The sequence below is a fragment of the Streptomyces sp. NPDC057854 genome, from assembly GCF_042797055.1.
Lineage (GTDB): Bacteria > Actinomycetota > Actinomycetes > Streptomycetales > Streptomycetaceae > Streptomyces.
On record NZ_JBHVMF010000030.1, the window covers coordinates 53,468 to 69,659 of the forward strand.

Sequence of the window (16,192 nt, forward strand, 5' to 3'; positions counted from 1 at the left end):
GGACACGCCGCCATGCCCGGCCGCACCCCCGTGGCTTCCCGAGCCACCGCAGTCTTCGCGTACGGAGCGGCCGCCGGCCTCGCCGTCGACCTGGTCCTCGGCGACCCCCGCCGCGGCCACCCCGTCGCCGCCTTCGGCCGGGCCGCCGCCGCCGTCGAGAAACGCCTCTACCGCGACCACCGCGGCCACGGCGCCCTGCACACCGCCGTCTGCGCCGGAGGCGCCGCCGCCGCCGGGGCGCTGGCCGCCCGCGCCGTCCGGGGCAGCCGTACCGGCTCCGCCGCGCTGACCGCCGCCGCCGTGTGGGCCGTCGTCGGCGGCACGACGCTGGGCCGGGAGGCGCGGGCCATCGGCGGGGCGCTCGCCGCCGGCGACCTGGAGGTCGCCCGGGAGCGGATGCCGCACCTGGTCGGGCGCGACCCGGAGGCCCTGGACGGTCCCGCGATGGCCCGCGCGGTGGTCGAGTCCGTCGCCGAGAACACCTCCGACGCCGTCGTCGGCGCCCTCGTCTGGGGCGCGGTCGCCGGCGTGCCGGGGCTGCTCGGCTTCCGGGCCGTCAACACCCTGGACGCGATGGTCGGCCACCGGTCGCCCCGGTACCGCCGCTACGGCTGGGCGTCGGCCCGCCTCGACGACCTGGCCGGCTGGCCCGGCGCCCGGCTGACCGCCGCCCTCGCCGTCCTCGCGGGCGGCGACCGGCGCGCAGCCGCACGGGCCTGGCGGGAGGACGCCGGGAAGCACCCGAGCCCCAACGCCGGACCCGTCGAGGCGGCGTTCGCGGGCGCCCTCGGGGTACGGCTCGGGGGCACGCTCTCGTACGGCGGACGGGTCGAGCACCGGCCCGTCCTCAACGGCGGCGGGCGGCCCGTGGAGGTCGCCGACATCGACCGGGCCGTCCGGCTCTCCCGCCGGGTGACCTGGCTGACCCTGGCCGCCTGCGCGGGCGGCCGGCTGATCGCGGACACGGTGAAGCGGAGGACGAAGTGAAGGGTGGGGGGCTGCTCGTCGCCGGGACGACCTCCGACGCGGGCAAGAGCGTCGTCACGGCGGGCATCTGCCGCTGGCTGGTCCGGCAGGGCGTCAAGGTCGCGCCGTTCAAGGGGCAGAACATGTCCCTCAACTCCTTCGTGACCCGGGAGGGCGCCGAGATCGGGCGCGCCCAGGCCATGCAGGCGCAGGCCGCCCGCGTCGAGCCGACCGCGCTGATGAACCCGGTGCTGCTCAAGCCGGGCGGCGACCGGTCCAGCCAGGTCGTGCTCATGGGCAGGCCGGTCGGCGAGATGAGCGCGCGCGGCTACCACGGCGGGCGGCAGCAGACCCTCTTCGAACCGGTGCTCGCCTGTCTGGAGGAGCTGCGGGCCACCCACGACGCGGTGATCTGCGAGGGCGCGGGCAGCCCGGCCGAGATCAACCTGCGGCGCACCGACATCGTCAACATGGGCGTCGCGCGGGCCGCGCGGCTCCCGGTGCTCGTGGTCGGCGACATCGACCGGGGCGGGGTCTTCGCCCAGTTCTTCGGCACCACGGCGCTGCTCGCGCCCGAGGACCAGGAGCTGGTCGCCGGGTACCTGGTGAACAAGTTCCGCGGCGACGTGACGCTGCTGGAGCCGGGCCTCGACATGCTGCACGGGCTCACCGGGCGCCGGACCTTCGGTGTGCTGCCGTACGCGCACGGGCTCGGGATCGACGAGGAGGACGGGCTCCGGGTGTCCCTGCGCGGCGCCGTGCGCGAGTCGGTCGTCGCGCCGCCGGTCGGCGCGGACGTGCTGCGGGTCGCGGTGTGCGCCGTCCCGCTGATGTCGAACTTCACCGACGTGGACGCGCTGGCCGCCGAGCCGGGCGTGATCGTGCGGTTCGTGGACCGGCCGGAGGAGCTGGCCGACGCGGACCTGGTGGTGGTGCCGGGCACGCGCGGCACCGTGAAGGCGCTGGCGTGGCTGCGCGAGCGGGGCCTGGCGGACGCGCTGCTGCGGCGGGCCGCCGAGGGGCGGCCGGTGCTGGGCATCTGCGGCGGCTTCCAGGCGCTCGGCGAGCACATCGACGACGAGGTCGAGTCGAAGGCGGGCGCCGTCGACGGGCTGGGGCTGCTGCCCGTACACGTCCGGTTCGCGCCCGGGAAGACGCTGGCCCGGCCGGTCGGCGAGGCGCTCGGCGAGCGGGTCGAGGGGTACGAGATCCACCACGGCGTCGCGGACGTGCGCGGCGGGGAGCCGTTCCTGGACGGCTGCCGGGTCGGCGCCGTCTGGGGCACCCACTGGCACGGCTCGCTGGAGAGCGACGGCTTCCGCCGCGCCTTCCTGCGCGAGGTCGCGGCGGCGGCCGGCCGGGCGTTCGTCCCGGCACCGGACACGTCGTTCGGCGCGCTGCGCGAGGAACAGCTCGACCGGCTCGGCGACCTGATCGAGGAGCACGCCGACACGGACGCGCTGCTGCGGCTCATCGAGTACGGCGCCCCGAAGGGCCTGCCGTTCGTCCCGCCGGGGGCGCCGTGAGCAGCCGCCCGGCCCCGGCATCCGTACGCACCGAAGGAGCGACCACTCGATGAGCACCCGCTTTCCGTTCACCGCCGTCGTCGGCATGGACGACCTGCGGCTCGCGCTGCTGCTGAACGCCGTCTCGCCGGCCGTCGGCGGTGTGCTCGTGCGGGGCGAGAAGGGGACCGCCAAGTCCACCGCCGTGCGCGCGCTCGCCGGGCTGCTGCCCGAGGTGGCCGTCGTCGCCGGGTGCCGGTTCAGCTGTGACCCCGGCGCGCCCGACCCCGGGTGCCCGGACGGGCCGCACGGGGACGGCGGGGCCGAGGCGCGGGCCGCGCGGATGGTCGAGCTGCCCGTGGGCGCGTCGGAGGACCGGCTCGTCGGCTCGCTCGACATCGAGAAGGCGCTCGCCGAGGGCGTGAAGGCGTTCGAGCCGGGCCTGCTCGCCGCCGCGCACCGCGGGATCCTGTACGTCGACGAGGTCAACCTGCTGAGCGACCATCTGATCGACCACCTCCTCGACGCCGCCGCCATGGGCGCCTCGCACGTCGAGCGCGAGGGCGTCTCGGTGCGGCACGCCGCGCGGTTCCTGCTCGTCGGGACGATGAACCCCGAGGAGGGCGAGCTGCGCCCGCAGCTGCTCGACCGGTTCGGGCTGACCGTGGAGGTCGCCGCCTCCCGGGTGCCCGAGGAGCGGGTCGAGGTGGTGCGGCGCCGGCTGGCCTTCGAGGACGATCCGGCCGGGTTCGCCGCGCGGTGGGCCGGCGAGGAGGCGGCGCTGCGCGAACGGATCGCCGCCGCGCGGGAGTTGCTGCCCCGTGTGGTGCTCGGGGACGCGGTGCTGCTCCAGATCGCGGCCACCTGCGCGGCGTTCGAGGTCGACGGCATGCGCGCCGACATCGTGATGGCCCGGACCGCGACCGCGCTCGCCGCGTGGGCGGGACGGGAGGAGGTGACGAGCGAGGACGTGCGGCAGGCCGCGCTGCTCGCGCTCCCCCACCGTCGGCGGCGCAACCCCTTCGACGCGCCGGGGATGGACGAGGACAAGCTCGACGAGACCCTGGAGCGGTTCCAGGGGGACGAGCCCGAGGACGACCCGGACCCGGGTCCGGACGGGCCGGGGGACGGCGGGCCCGGGGGCGGTGGCGGGGTGCCGCCGCAGGGCGGTGAGGGGGCCGCGCCCGAGCCCGACTCCGTACCGGAGCAGGCACCTGGCCAGGCGCCCGGGCAGGCGCCCGTTCCGCAGGGCGCGGCCGGGGAGCGGGCCGCCGTGAAGGCCGCCGAGCCGTTCCGTACGCGGATGCTGAGCGTGCCCGGGGTCGGCGACGGGGCCGCCGGGCGGCGGTCCCGGGCCCGCACCGAGCACGGCCGGACCACCGGGGCGACCCGGCCCCGCGGCGCGCTGACGAAGCTGCACCTGTCCGCGACGGTCCGGGCCGCCGCGCCGCACCAGCGGGCGCGCGGCCGGTCGGGGGCGGGGCTCGTGCTGCGCCGGGACGACCTGCGGCAGGCGGTGCGGGAGGGGCGTGAGGGGAACCTGGTGCTGTTCGTCGTGGACGCCTCCGGGTCGATGGCGGCGCGCAGGCGGATGGGCGCCGTGAAGGGCGCCGTGCTGTCGCTGCTGCTCGACGCGTACCAGCGGCGCGACAAGGTCGGGCTCGTCACCTTCCGGGGGCGGGGCGCCGAGCTGGCGCTGCCGCCGACGTCGTCCGTGGACGCCGCCGCGGCGCGTCTGGAGGAGCTGCCGACCGGCGGCCGTACGCCGCTGTCCGCCGGGCTGCTGCGGGCGCACGACGTGCTGCGGGTGGAGCGGCTGCGGGACCCGTCGCGCCGGGCGCTGCTCGTGGTGGTGACCGACGGGCGGGCGACCGGCGGCGGGCCGGATCCGCTGGCGCTGGCCGCGCGGGCCGCGCGGCTGCACGCCGCCGACGGCACGGCGAGCGTCGTCGTGGACTGCGAGGCAGGCCCGGTGCGGCTCGGTCTCGCCGGGAACCTCGCCCGCGAACTGGGCGGAACCGCCGTCACCCTGGACGAGCTGCGCGCCGACGCGATCGCCGGGCTGGTGCGGGATGCGCAAGTCAACCACTCTGTCAGGAGGGCCGCTTAATGCCGCAGGGACAGCCGACCGTCGTTCCCGACGACGGCCTCACGACCCGTCAGCGCCGTAACCGGGCGCTGGTGATGGTGCACACGGGCGTCGGCAAGGGGAAGTCGACGGCCGCCTTCGGGATGGCGCTGCGCGCCTGGAACCAGGGCTGGCCGATCGGGGTGTTCCAGTTCGTGAAGTCCGCCAAGTGGAAGGTCGGCGAGGAGAACGCCCTCAAGGCGCTCGGCGAGACCGGCAAGGGCGGGACCGTCACCTGGAACAAGATGGGCGAGGGCTGGTCCTGGATCCAGCGCGCGCCGGCCGAGGGCGAGCAGTCGCACGAGGACAAGGCGCGTGAGGGCTGGGAGCAGGTCAAGCGGGACCTGGCCGAGGAGCGGTACAAGTTCTACGTCCTCGACGAGTTCGCGTACCTGCTGCACTGGGGCTGGATCGACGTGAAGGAGGTCGTCGAGGTGCTGCGGGACCGTCCCGGGCAGCAGCACGTCGTCATCACCGGGCGCAACGCGCCGCAGGAGCTGGTGGACTTCGCCGACCTGGTCACCGACATGTCCAAGGTGAAGCACCCGATGGACGCCGGCCAGAAGGGCCAGCGGGGCATCGAGTGGTAGCACGTCTCGTCATCGCGGCCCCCTCGTCGGGCGCCGGCAAGACCACGGTGGCGACCGGCCTGATGGCCGCGTTCGCCTCCCGCGGGCTCGCCGTCTCCCCGCACAAGGTGGGCCCCGACTACATCGACCCGGGCTACCACGCGCTGGCCACCGGCCGCCCGGGCCGCAACCTGGACGCGTTCATGTGCGGGACGGGGCTGGTCGCGCCGCTCTTCGCGCACGGCGCGCGCGGCTGCGACCTGGCCGTCGTCGAGGGGGTCATGGGCCTGTACGACGGCGCCGCCGACCAGGGCGAGCTGGCGTCCACCGCGCAGGTGGCGAAGCTGCTGAGGGCGCCGGTGGTGCTGGTCGTCGACGCGTCCTCGCAGTCGCGGTCGGTGGCGGCGCTGGTGCACGGCTTCGCGTCCTGGGACCCGGAGGTGCGGATCGGCGGCGTGATCCTCAACAAGGTCGCCACCGACCGGCACGAGCACCTGCTGCGGGAGGCGCTGGGCGAGTCCGGGGTGCCGGTGCTGGGCGTGCTGCGGCGGGCGCCCGCCGTGGCCACGCCGTCCCGGCACCTGGGGCTGATCCCGGTGGCCGAGCGGCAGGCGCAGGCGGTGGAGGCGGTCGCCGCGCAGGCCGAGCAGGTGCGGGCCGGCTGCGACCTGGAGGCGCTGCTGGCGCTGGCCCGGTCCGCGCCCGAGCTGACCGACGCGGCGTGGGAGCCGCCGCCGTCGGCGCCCCCGGCGGGGCGGCGGCCGGTGGTCGCCGTGGCCGGCGGGGCCGCGTTCACGTTCTCGTACGCGGAGCACGCGGAGCTGCTGACGGCGGCCGGCGCCGACGTGGTGACCTTCGACCCGCTGCGGGACGAGGCGCTGCCCGAGGGGACCGGCGGGCTCGTCGTGGGCGGCGGGTTCCCCGAGATGTACGCGGCGGAGCTGGCCGCCAACGAGCCGCTGCGGAAGGCCGTCGCCGCCTTCGCCGCCACCGGGGCGCCGGTCGCCGCCGAGTGCGCCGGGCTGCTGTACCTGGCGCGGTCGCTGGACGGCACGCCGATGTGCGGGGTCCTCGACGCGGACGCGCGGATGTCGTCGCGGCTGACGCTCGGCTACCGGGACGCGGTGGCCGTCAGCGACAGCGTCCTCGCGCCCGCGGGGGCGCGGCTGCGCGGGCACGAGTTCCACCGGACGGTGATCGAGCCGGGCGCGGGCGAGCGGCCCGCGTGGGGGCTGCGGCAGCCGGAGACCCGGGTGGAGGGCTTCGTGCGGGACGGGGTGCACGCGAGCTATGTGCACACCCACTGGGCGGGGTCGCCGGAGGTGGCCGCGCGGTTCGTGGGGCGCTGCGGGTGAGTTCAGCCGCCGGAGAGGCCCACCACGAGCCAGATGAAGCCGACGCCCGCGGCCGTGCAGAGCAGGGTGGTGCGGGCGGGGTGGGTGTGGTGGGCCTCGGGCAGGATCTCGGCGGCGGCGAGGTAGAGCAGGGCGCCGCCGAAGAAGCCGAGATAACTGCCGAGCAGTTCCTCCGGAAGAGTGAGCAGCGTCGCGAGGCCGGCGCCGGCGATCGGGGCGATCGCGTCGGCGAGGAGCATCGCGACGGCCTTGCGGCGTTCGTTCCCGTACAGGCTGGTGAGGGTGTACGTGTTGAAGCCGTCGGCGAAGTCGTGGGTGACGACGGCGAGCGCGACGGTGGCGCCCATGCCGCCGCCGACCTGGAAGGCGGCGCCGAGGGCGATGCCGTCCATGAGGCTGTGCAGGACCATGGCGCCGGCGGCCACGAGCCCGACCTGCGGGGTCCGTTCGACGCCGGTGCCGGTGCCCGTCTCGGCGCCGTGGGCGGCGCGGCGGGTGGCCAGCAGCCGCTCGACGGCGTGGGCGAAGAGGAAGCCGCCGACGAACAGCAGCAGCGCCTGCGGGACGCCGAACACCTCCTCGCCGGCGGCCTCCAGTGCCTCGGGCAGCAGGTCGAGTCCGACGACGCCGAGCATCAGGCCGCCGGCGAGCCCGAGCACGAGGTGCCGGCGGTCGGTGACGCGCTGCGCGACCCAGCCGCCGAAGAGCGTCATGAGGAACGCGCCGAGCGCGACGAGCACAGCCATGGCCCCTTCGTAGCGGATGGGCCCCCCGCTCTGCACATCGGCGTCGGCGCCCGTCCGGGGGTGACGGCGGCGGAGGTGCTGTCCCTGGTGCGGGCGGCGCTGGCGGAGCTGGGCGCGGCGGAGGCAGGGCGGGACGGCCTCGGGCACGCGCGCGTGGCGGGGTTCGCGACGGTGGCGGCGCGGGCGGCGGACGCGGGGGTCGCGGGGGCCGCCGCGCGGTTCGGGGTGCCGGTGCGGGGGTTCGCGGCGGAGGAGCTGGCCGGGGTGGTCGTGCCGCATCCGTCGGCGGCGGCGCTGGCGGCGACGGGCACGGCGTCGGTGGCGGAGGCTGCGGCGCTGCGGGCGGCGGGGCCGGGGGCGGTGTTGCTGGTGCCGAAGCGGAAGGCGCGGCGCGTGACGTGCGCGATCGCCGGTTATGCACCGTTTCGTCCGGACGAAGTGACGTCCGTCGCACGGTTGTTGCCCTTGACGTGCGGGTACATCGCTGGCGAGCCTGGCACACCCCACATCCCCACCCCCCACACGACGGCGGACATGGACACCCACACGGACAGCCCCCACGCGGGGCGACACCTCCACGACCTGCGTCATCACGGTGACGCCGAGGTCCGGGACGAGAAACTCATCGACCTCGCGGTCAACGTCCGGACGGCGACCCCGCCGGACTGGCTGCGGGAGCGGATCGCCGCTTCGCTGGTGACCCTGGCCGCCTATCCGGACGGGCGCACGGCGCGCGCGGCGGTGGCCGAGCGGCACGGTCTGCCGACCGGACGGGTGCTGCTGACCTCGGGCGCGGCCGAGGCGTTCGTGCTGCTGGCGCGGGCGCTGCCGGTGCGCCGGCCGGTCGTGGTGCATCCGCAGTTCACCGAGCCGGAGGCGGCCCTGCGGGACGCCGGGCACGAGGTGGGCCGGGTGCTGCTGCGCGAGGAGGACGGCTTCCGGCTGGATCCGGCGGCGGTGCCGGAGGACGCGGACCTGGTGGTGATCGGCAATCCCACCAACCCGACGTCGGTGCTGCATCCGGCGGAGACGATCGCGGCGCTGGCGCGGCCGGGGCGGTACCTGGTCGTGGACGAGGCGTTCATGGACGCGGTGCCGGGCGAGCGGGAGGCGCTGGCCGGGCGGACGGACGTGCCGGGTCTGGTGGTGCTGCGGAGCCTGACGAAGACCTGGGGCCTCGCGGGGCTGCGGATCGGGTACGTGCTCGCGGAGCCGGACACGATCGGGCTGCTGGAACGCGCGCAGCCGCTGTGGCCGGTGTCGACGCCGGCGCTGGTGGCGGCGGAGGCGTGCATGTCGCGACGCGCGCTGGCGGAGGCGGAGCTCGCGGCGCACCGGATCGGGGCGGACCGGGCGCACCTGCTGGCCGGTCTGGCGGAGTTCGACGAGGTGCGGACGGTGACGGCGGCCGAGGGGCCGTTCGTGCTGGTCCGGATCGAGGGCGCGGACGCGATACGGGAGCGGCTGCGGCTGCTGGGGTTCGCGGCCCGGCGCGGGGACACGTTCCCGGGTCTGGACCGGCACTGGCTGCGGCTCGCGGTCCGGGACCGGGCGACGACGAATCGTTTCCTCCAGGCACTGGACCAGGCGCTGCTGCTGGGCTGCTGATCCGTCGGCGTCCCCCCGCCGGAGACGGCTCCGCCCGGGGCGGGCGGCGCGTCCGTGCGCACCGCCCGCCCCGGGCCGGGTTCCCCCTGCGTCCCCCTGACGCGTCCCCCTCGGGCCGTCAGCCCCGGGCGCGGGCGCGGCCGCGGGCCAGGACGAGCGCGACGCCGCCGGCGAGGACGAGCGCGAGGGCGCCGCCCGCGAGGTACGGGGTGGCGGAGCTGCCGCCGGTCTCGGCGAGGTTCTGCGTCGGGGTGGAGCCGCCGTTGTTGGTGACGACGCCGCCGTCGTCCTCGGGCTCGGTGGGCCGCGGCGACGGCTGCTCGCTCGGCTTCTCGGTCGGCCGCTCGCTCGGCTGCTCGGTGGGCTCCGGGGTCGGCTTCTCCGTGGGCTTCTCCGTGGGCTTCTCGGTCGGCGCCGGGGCGTCGGGGGTCTCGCAGGTGGCCTCCGCGAGGGTGACGGTGCCCTTGACCTTGGCGACGCCGAGGGCGAGCGGGTCGACCTCGACGTCGAGCTCCAGGGCGGTGGCGGCGGCGGTGCGGGTGGTGGTGCTGGTGCGGGAGAGGTCCAGGGTGATCTTGCCGACGGCGGGCACGTCGAGCTGGGTGCGCCCGCCGGCGGTCAGCGTGACCTTCTTGCCGAGGGCCTGGACGTGGCCGAGGACGTTGGACTCGGCGACCGGCTTCTTCCCCGCCTCGCAGACCGCCCGGGAGGTGACCTTCTCGACCTCGACGAGGGCGAGCGCGGGCAGGCCGGGGACGTGGACGCGGGCCTTGGCGAGGTTGACGTACCCCTCGGCCCTGCGCTCGTCGACGGTGGCGGTCGAGGTGGCGACGTCGGCGGCGAGGATGTCGATCGGCTTGCCACCCTCGGCGCCCTCCACCTTGACGCTGAGCGCGGTCTTGTTCGCGCTCTCCGGCGCCTGGACCTCGTTGAGCGTGGCGCGGACCGGGATCTTCACGGTCTCGCCGAGGAGGGAGACGTCGAGCCCGGTGCGGAGCACGACGGCGCTCGCCCGGCCCTCGCGGCGCTCGCCGTCCGTGGCCTGCGCCGGGGCCGCCAGGAGCACGGGACCCGCCGCGAGGGCGACGACGGTCGCGGCGGCGGCGGTGCGGCGGACGGCGGTACGGCGGACGGGCGCGCGGAAGGTGTTGCTGTTCAAGATGGTGGAACCCCCACAGAAGACATGGCGTCGCCGGCCGCTCACCACGGGGACGGTGGGTCTGCGCGGCGGCGGCGACTTGAGACACCGGAATCTTTACGCACGGAGAGTGAACCGGCAGTCGCCTGACGTGAGTTCACTCCAAAGGGGGGTTTCCGTGTTCATTTTCGATTCTTTACGACACAACCGTTCACGCTCGCCCCGCGTGTTTCGTACGGGGGACTCCGTCCGGGGGCCGGCGGCGCGCGGCGCGGGAAAGAGAAACGATCCGCGACCCCCTCGGGTCACGGATCGTCAACGCCACGCCGGAGCGGCGGAACGGTTCAGCTCGCCCGCCAGTAGCCCAGCGCGTGCACCCGCTCCTTGGGCAGCCCCAGCTCCTTGCGCGCGTACCCGGCGAGCGCGCGGGTGGTCGCGGTGTCGCAGGCGATCCACACGTACGCCTCCGGCCCGGCGAGCGCGGGCAGTTCGGCCCTGACCCGCTCGACGAGCGCGGCCCCGGCCCGCTGCCGGGGCACCCGGCGCAGCTCGTGCCGGTCCGGGTCGACGCGGAAGGGCAGCTCCTCGTCGGAGGCGTGCTGGGTCTCGAACCAGATGGTCGCCGGGAGGTCCGGGTGCGCGTCGAGCAGCGAGTTCACGGCGGGCAGCGACGCCGGGTCGCCGACGACGAGCAGCCGTTCCGGGCGGGGCTCGGGGGTCTCGAAGCCGGTGCCCTGGAGGGTGGCCTCGACCGTGTCGCCGGGGGCGCAGCCGCGCGCCCAGTGGCTGGCGGGGCCGTCGTGCAGGGCGAACTCCAGGCTGAAGGTGCCGGCCGCCGGGTCGGGGTCGACCAGGGTGTAGCCGCGCTGGTGCGGCTTGCCGGCGTTCTCGAACCAGATCCGCACCCACATCGTCGGGTGCACCCCGGCGGCGGCGAGCAGCCCGCCGTCGGTGAAGTGGACCCTCCGGTAGTCCTCGGTGACCTGCTCGGCCCCCGTGACGGTGAACGTGAAGTCCTTGGCGCCCATCAGCTTCAGGACGGCGCCCTGCCACCCGTGCCCCACCGCGTGCTCCTCCCCCGGACCCATGGGTTACTTTGGGTCGGCGATCAATTTAGGTCAGCCTAACCTAACGACATCTGGAAGCACACGGACGGGATCGGTACGGGTGAGCATCGAGGTCTTCCGGGACGCGTACGGCGTCCCTCATCTGCGCGCCGCGGACCCCGCGGAACTCGCCTTCGCGCAGGGCCGGGTCACCGCCCGCGACCGGGCCTGGCAGCTGGAGGTCGAGCGGCACCGGGCTCAGGGCACCACGGCCGCCTTCCTCGGCGCGGCCGAGACCGGCTGGGACGTCTTCGCGCGGCGCGTCCGCCTCGCCGACACCGCGCGCCGCTGCCTGGACCGCCTGGCCGAGACCGACCCGGAGACCGCCGGCTGGGTGCGGGCCTACACGGACGGCGTCAACGACGGACTGGCCGAAGGGGCCCGCCGGGCACCCGAGTTCGCCGCGACCGGGCTGGTGCCGGGACGCTGGGAGGCGTGGACGCCGCTGGCCGTCTGGCTCTCCACCCACATCCTCTTCGCCGGCTTCCCGACCAAGCTGTGGCGCGAGCAGGTGGCGACCGCGCTCGGCGAGGAGTGGACCGAGCTGTTCGCCGCCGACGGCCCCGCCACGGCGGGCTCCAACGGCTGGCTGGTGGCCGGCGAGCGGACCGCGAGCGGGGCGGCGCTGGTGGCCGGCGACCCGCACCGGTTCATCGAGGCGCCGGGCGTCTACCAGCAGATCCGGCTCGCCTGCCCCGCGTACGACGTGGTCGGGCTCGCCGTGCCGGGCGTGCCCGGACTCGCCCACTTCGGGCACACCGGGCCGGTCGCCTGGGCGATCACCAACGCGATGGCCGACTACCAGGACCTCTACCGGGAGCGGCTGCGGCGCACCGCGGACGGCGGCGTGGAGGCGTACGGCCCCGAGGGCTGGCGGCCGGCCGCCGCGCACACCGAGACGGTCGGGGTCGCCGGCGGCGAGCCGGTCCTCGTCGAGGTCGTCGAGACCGCGCGCGGCCCGCTGATCACCGGCGAGCCGGCGGCGGAGGCCGGCGCCGAGTGGGAGGGGCTGAGCCTGCGGTACGTGCCCCGGGTCACCGGCCGGCTGGGCTTCGAGGCGCTGCCCCGGCTGCTCGCCGCCCGGACCGTCGCCGACGTCGACCGCGCCCTCGACGGCTGGGTGGAGCCGGTGAACGTGGTGCTCGCCGCCGACACGGCGGGCGGGCTGCTGCACCGGGTCGCCGGGCACGTCCCCGTACGCGACCGGGCCAACGCGCTGCGGCCGGTGCCGGCCTGGGAGCCGGCGCACGCCTGGGGCCCCGCGCCCGCGCCGCTGCCGCGCGCCGACGTCACCGGCGGCCAGGCCGTGATGGCCAACGCCCGGGGACTCGCGGCCCCGCTGGGCGTGGAGTTCGCGCCCCCGCACCGCGCCGACCGGATCGCCGAACTCCTCGGCGCCTGCGACGCCTGGACCCCCGAGGCCACCGCCGCCGTCCACCGCGACACCGACAACCGGGCGGCGGCCCCGCTGCTCGCCGCGATCGCCGCGGCCGGCGACGGGGGGCTTCCGCACGCCGCCGCCGGCGTGCGGAAGCGGCTGCTGGACTGGGACCGGCGGATGGAGGCGGACAGCGCCGACGCCGGTCTCTTCGCGGCCGTGCGGGGCGCGGTGGTGCGCCGGCTGGCCGCGCACGAGGTCTTCGCGGGACTGCGCGAACCCGCCCCGTACCCCGAGGTGTTCCGGCCCTGGCTGTACCTCGGGCCGCGGGTCGGGCTGGCCCTGGAGACGCTGCTGACGTCCGGGCCGGTGCCCGCCGGGGACGTGGCCCGGATCGTGCGCGAGGCGCTGGAGGAGGTCGGGGCGGGCGAGCCGCCGGCCGTCTGGGGCGCCACCCACCGGCTGGCGCCCTGGCAGGCGCTGCCCGACCCCTCCCCCGAGGCCGACGCGCGGTGGCCGGGGCTCGGCGGCGACCACGACTGCGTGCTGTCCACCTCCAGCGCCCCCGGCTACACCGACCGCAGCGCCCGGGCCTCCGCCGCCCGGTACGTGTGGGACCTCGCCGACCGCGAACGCAGCGGCTGGATCGTGCCGTTCGGCGCGTCCGGGGTGGCCGGGGACCCGCACCACGACGACCAACTCCCCCTGTGGCTGCGGGGCGAGCTCGCCCCCGTCACCACCGACTGGAACCGCCTCACCAAGGAGCAGGGATGACCACCCCCGTACACGTCCAGACCGTCGAGGGCCTCGGCACCGTCACGATCCGGCCCGTCGTCCCGGACGCGGACGCCCCGCTCATCCACGCGTGGGTCAACGAGGAGCGGGCGCGCTTCTGGGGCATGCACGGCACCACCGTCGAGCAGGTCCGGGACGTCTACGCCCACCTGGACTCGCTCACCACCCACCACGGCTTCCTGGTGGAGCTCGACGGGGAGCCGGTCTCGATCTTCCAGACGTACGACCCGGCGGAGGACCGGGTGAGCGAGTGCTACGAGGTCGAGGACGGCGACATCGGCTGCCACCTCTTCGTCGCGCCGAGCACCGCCCCCTCCCCCGGTTTCACGGCCGGTCTGCTCACCGCGCTGATCGCCTTCTGCCACCGCGACCACACCCGGATCGTGGTCGAGCCGGACGCGGCGAACGAGAAGGCGATCGCCCGCATGGCACGGGCCGGGTTCGAGCTCGGCCCGGAGGTCGTGCTGCCCGAGGTCGACCTGCCGGAGGTGTTCATCCCGGAGAAGAAGGCCCGGCTGGCCTTCCTCCGCCGGGCCGCCTGAGCCCGGGTTCCGTCCCCGCCGCGGGGCCGTGGCCCGGTCAGGCGAGGATCCGGCCGTTGACGACGACCCGGCGCGGCGCCGCGAGGACGCGGACGTCCGCGCGCGGGTCCTCGTCGTAGACGACGAGGTCGGCGGGGGCGCCCTCCTCCAGGGCGGGGCGCCCGAGCCAGGCCCTGGCCCGCCAGGTGGTCGCCGACAGCGCGTCGAGCGCGGGGATGCCGGCCTTCGTCAGCTCCTCGACCTCCTCGGCGACCAGCCCGTGGGCGAGCGAGCCGCCCGCGTCGGTGCCGACGAAGACCGGCACGCCCGCGTCCCAGGCGGCGCGGACCGTGTCGTACCGGCGCGCGTGCAGCCGGCGCATGTGGGCGGACCAGCGGGGGAACTTGGCCTCGCCGCCGTCCGCGAGGTGCGGGAAGGTCGCGATGTTCACCAGCGTGGGGACGATCGCGACCCCCCGCTCCGCGAAGAGCGGGATCGTCTCCTCGGTGAGGCCGGTGGCGTGCTCGACGCAGTCGATGCCGGCCTCGACCAGGTCGCGCAGCGAGTCCTCGGCGAAGCAGTGGGCGGTGACCCGGGCGCCGAGCCGGTGCGCCTCCGCGATCGCCGCTTCCACCTCGGGGCGCGGCCAGGACGGCGCCAGGTCGCCGACCTCCCGGTCGATCCAGTCGCCGACCAGCTTGACCCAGCCGTCGCCGCGCCGGGCCTCCCGGCCCACGTACGCCACCAGGTCCGCGGGCTCGATCTCGTGGGCGTAGTTGCGGATGTAGCGGCGGGTGCGGGCGATGTGCCGGCCGGCCCGGATGATCTTCGGCAGGTCGTCGCGGGCGTCGATCCAGCGGGTGTCGGAGGGCGAGCCGGCGTCCCGGATCAGCAGGGTGCCGGCGTCCCGGTCGGTGAGGGCCTGCTTCTCGGCGGTGGCCTCGTCGACGGGCCCGTGCCGGTCGAGCCCGACGTGGCAGTGCGCGTCGACCAGACCGGGCAGCGCCCAGCCGGTGACGGACACGGCCTCCCCGGCCGGCCGCTCGAAGGTGATCCGCCCGTCCACGCACCACAGTTCGTCCCGCACGTCCTCCGGGCCGACGAGCACCCGCCCCTTCACGTGCACCACCTCGTGATCGCTCATGCCAGCACTGTACGAGGGGCCGCCGGTGCGGTGGGCGTACGCTGGCCACCGGCCGTATCACCGACTCCGAGAAGGCACCACCGTGACCGTGACACATCCGCTGCTCGACCTGGCTCCGATGACCGCCGCGCACTTCGCGTCCATCGAGCGGCGGGTGGCCGCGCTGCTCTCCACCGGGCAGGACGTGGTGATCACCCAGGGCGAGGCGCTGCTGCCCCTGGAGGGGTGCATCCGCAGCGGGGCGCGGGCGGGTTCCACCGCGCTGAACGTGATCACGGGTCCGTACGGGCAGACCTTCGGGAACTGGCTGCGCGACTGCGGCGCGACCGTCGTCGACCTGGCGGTGCCGTTCCACACGGCGGTCACCGCCGAGCAGGTCGAGCGGGCGCTCGCCGAGCACCCGGAGATCGACTTCGTCTCCCTGGTGCACGCGGAGGCCGCCACCGGCAACACCAACCCGGTCGCGGAGATCGGCGAGGTCGTCCGGGCGCACGGCGCGCTGTTCTACCTGGACGCGGTGGCGTCGATCGGCGCCGAGCCGGTGCTGCCGGACGCCTGGGGCGTCGACCTGTGCATCATCGGCGCGCAGAAGGCGATGGGCGGCCCGGCGGGCGTCTCGGCGGTGTCGGTGAGCGCCCGGGCCTGGGAGCGGTTCGCCGCGAACCCGGCCGCGCCGCGCCGCTCGTACCTCTCCCTCCTGGACTGGAAGGAGCGCTGGATCGACGGCGGCCGGAAGGCGCTGCTGCACGCCCCGGCGCAGCTGGAGATGCTGGCCCTGGAGGCGTGCCTGGAGCGGATCGAGGCGGAGGGCCTGGACGCGCTGATGGCCCGGCACGCGTCGGCCGCGGCGGCGACCCGCGCGGGCGCGGTGGCGCTCGGCGGCGGTCTGGAGCCGTACGTGCACGAGGCGCGGGACGCGGCGCCGGTGGCGACGACGCTGCGGGTGCCGGCGGACCTCGACGCCTCCGACGTGGTGGCGAAGGCGCTGGCGGCGGACCCGTCGCTGCCGCTGATCGCGGGCGGCGGGGCGCTGGCGAAGGAGATGATCCGGGTCAACCACTACGGGGCGGACGCGACGCCGAACGCGGTGCAGTCGTCGCTGGCCGCGCTGGGCGCGGTGCTCGGCGAGGCGGGCCGGACGGTGGACCTGGAGGGCGCGCGCCGGGCGGTCACCGGGGCCTGGCAGGCGTGACGCGTCCGGAGGGGCGGGACCCGGTGGCCGGGTCCCGCCCC

At 76.1% G+C, this 16,192-nt stretch carries 13 protein-coding genes; 9 read left to right on the forward strand and 4 right to left on the reverse strand.

What is annotated here, in order from left to right:
- The first annotated feature begins 12 nt into the window (after nucleotides 1-12).
- The 5 genes from ACFVQZ_RS32250 to ACFVQZ_RS32270 are packed head-to-tail and all read left to right on the forward strand — an operon-like array spanning nucleotide 13 to nucleotide 6,523.
- Complete coding sequence (locus ACFVQZ_RS32250) at nucleotides 13-987, forward strand: cobalamin biosynthesis protein (protein ID WP_383628312.1); 975 nt, start codon at nucleotides 13-15, stop codon at nucleotides 985-987.
- Nucleotides 984-2,492, forward strand: coding sequence for a cobyric acid synthase (locus ACFVQZ_RS32255; protein ID WP_383628314.1), 1,509 nt, complete (start codon nucleotides 984-986; stop codon nucleotides 2,490-2,492). Before ACFVQZ_RS32250 ends, ACFVQZ_RS32255 begins: the two co-directional genes overlap by 4 nt.
- A gap of 49 nt (nucleotides 2,493-2,541) precedes the next feature.
- Nucleotides 2,542-4,581, forward strand: coding sequence for a putative cobaltochelatase (locus ACFVQZ_RS32260; protein WP_383628316.1), 2,040 nt, complete (start codon nucleotides 2,542-2,544; stop codon nucleotides 4,579-4,581).
- Nucleotides 4,581-5,189: a cob(I)yrinic acid a,c-diamide adenosyltransferase gene (gene cobO / locus ACFVQZ_RS32265; protein WP_030492792.1), complete on the forward strand. Its 609-nt coding sequence runs from the start codon at nucleotides 4,581-4,583 to the stop codon at nucleotides 5,187-5,189. The genes ACFVQZ_RS32260 and cobO overlap by 1 nt, the downstream gene beginning before the upstream one ends.
- The gene (locus tag ACFVQZ_RS32270) at nucleotides 5,183-6,523 is read left to right on the forward strand and encodes a cobyrinate a,c-diamide synthase (protein WP_383628318.1); all 1,341 of its coding nucleotides are present in this window, start codon (nucleotides 5,183-5,185) and stop codon (nucleotides 6,521-6,523) included. Before cobO ends, ACFVQZ_RS32270 begins: the two co-directional genes overlap by 7 nt.
- Nucleotides 6,524-6,525: 2 nt before the next feature.
- Here the strand turns inward: ACFVQZ_RS32270 and ACFVQZ_RS32275 are convergent, their stop codons facing one another.
- On the reverse strand, nucleotides 6,526-7,269 hold the full coding sequence (locus ACFVQZ_RS32275) for a ZIP family metal transporter (protein ID WP_030492794.1): 744 nt from the start codon (nucleotides 7,267-7,269) through the stop codon (nucleotides 6,526-6,528).
- A gap of 36 nt (nucleotides 7,270-7,305) precedes the next feature.
- On the opposite strand from ACFVQZ_RS32275, the gene cobC reads away from it, so the two are divergent.
- The gene (gene cobC, locus ACFVQZ_RS32280; RefSeq protein WP_383628340.1) at nucleotides 7,306-8,877 is read left to right on the forward strand and encodes an Rv2231c family pyridoxal phosphate-dependent protein CobC; all 1,572 of its coding nucleotides are present in this window, start codon (nucleotides 7,306-7,308) and stop codon (nucleotides 8,875-8,877) included.
- 118 nt (nucleotides 8,878-8,995) lie between these two features.
- Here cobC and ACFVQZ_RS32285 read toward each other — a convergent pair whose 3' ends face one another.
- Nucleotides 8,996-10,036 carry an SCO1860 family LAETG-anchored protein gene (locus tag ACFVQZ_RS32285; RefSeq protein ID WP_383628320.1) on the reverse strand — a complete coding sequence of 347 codons (1,041 nt, stop codon included), beginning with the start codon at nucleotides 10,034-10,036 and terminating at the stop codon, nucleotides 8,996-8,998.
- Between the two features lie 323 nt (nucleotides 10,037-10,359).
- The gene (locus tag ACFVQZ_RS32290) at nucleotides 10,360-11,079 is read right to left on the reverse strand and encodes a siderophore-interacting protein (RefSeq protein ID WP_036413678.1); all 720 of its coding nucleotides are present in this window, start codon (nucleotides 11,077-11,079) and stop codon (nucleotides 10,360-10,362) included.
- Between the two features lie 103 nt (nucleotides 11,080-11,182).
- Here ACFVQZ_RS32290 and ACFVQZ_RS32295 point away from each other — a divergent pair, with 103 nt between their 5' ends.
- Nucleotides 11,183-13,273 (forward strand): penicillin acylase family protein, encoded by a 2,091-nt coding sequence (locus tag ACFVQZ_RS32295; protein ID WP_383628322.1) that lies wholly within the window; start codon nucleotides 11,183-11,185, stop codon nucleotides 13,271-13,273.
- Complete coding sequence (locus ACFVQZ_RS32300) at nucleotides 13,270-13,836, forward strand: GNAT family N-acetyltransferase (protein ID WP_030492799.1); 567 nt, start codon at nucleotides 13,270-13,272, stop codon at nucleotides 13,834-13,836. Before ACFVQZ_RS32295 ends, ACFVQZ_RS32300 begins: the two co-directional genes overlap by 4 nt.
- 37 nt (nucleotides 13,837-13,873) lie before the next feature.
- Here ACFVQZ_RS32300 and ACFVQZ_RS32305 read toward each other — a convergent pair whose 3' ends face one another.
- Complete coding sequence (locus ACFVQZ_RS32305) at nucleotides 13,874-14,959, reverse strand: amidohydrolase family protein (protein ID WP_383628326.1); 1,086 nt, start codon at nucleotides 14,957-14,959, stop codon at nucleotides 13,874-13,876.
- Between the two features lie 88 nt (nucleotides 14,960-15,047).
- On the opposite strand from ACFVQZ_RS32305, the gene ACFVQZ_RS32310 reads away from it, so the two are divergent.
- A complete protein-coding gene (locus ACFVQZ_RS32310) occupies nucleotides 15,048-16,151 on the forward strand; it encodes an alanine--glyoxylate aminotransferase family protein (RefSeq protein ID WP_030492801.1) in 1,104 nt (367 codons plus the stop codon).
- Nucleotides 16,152-16,192: the final 41 nt, after the last annotated feature.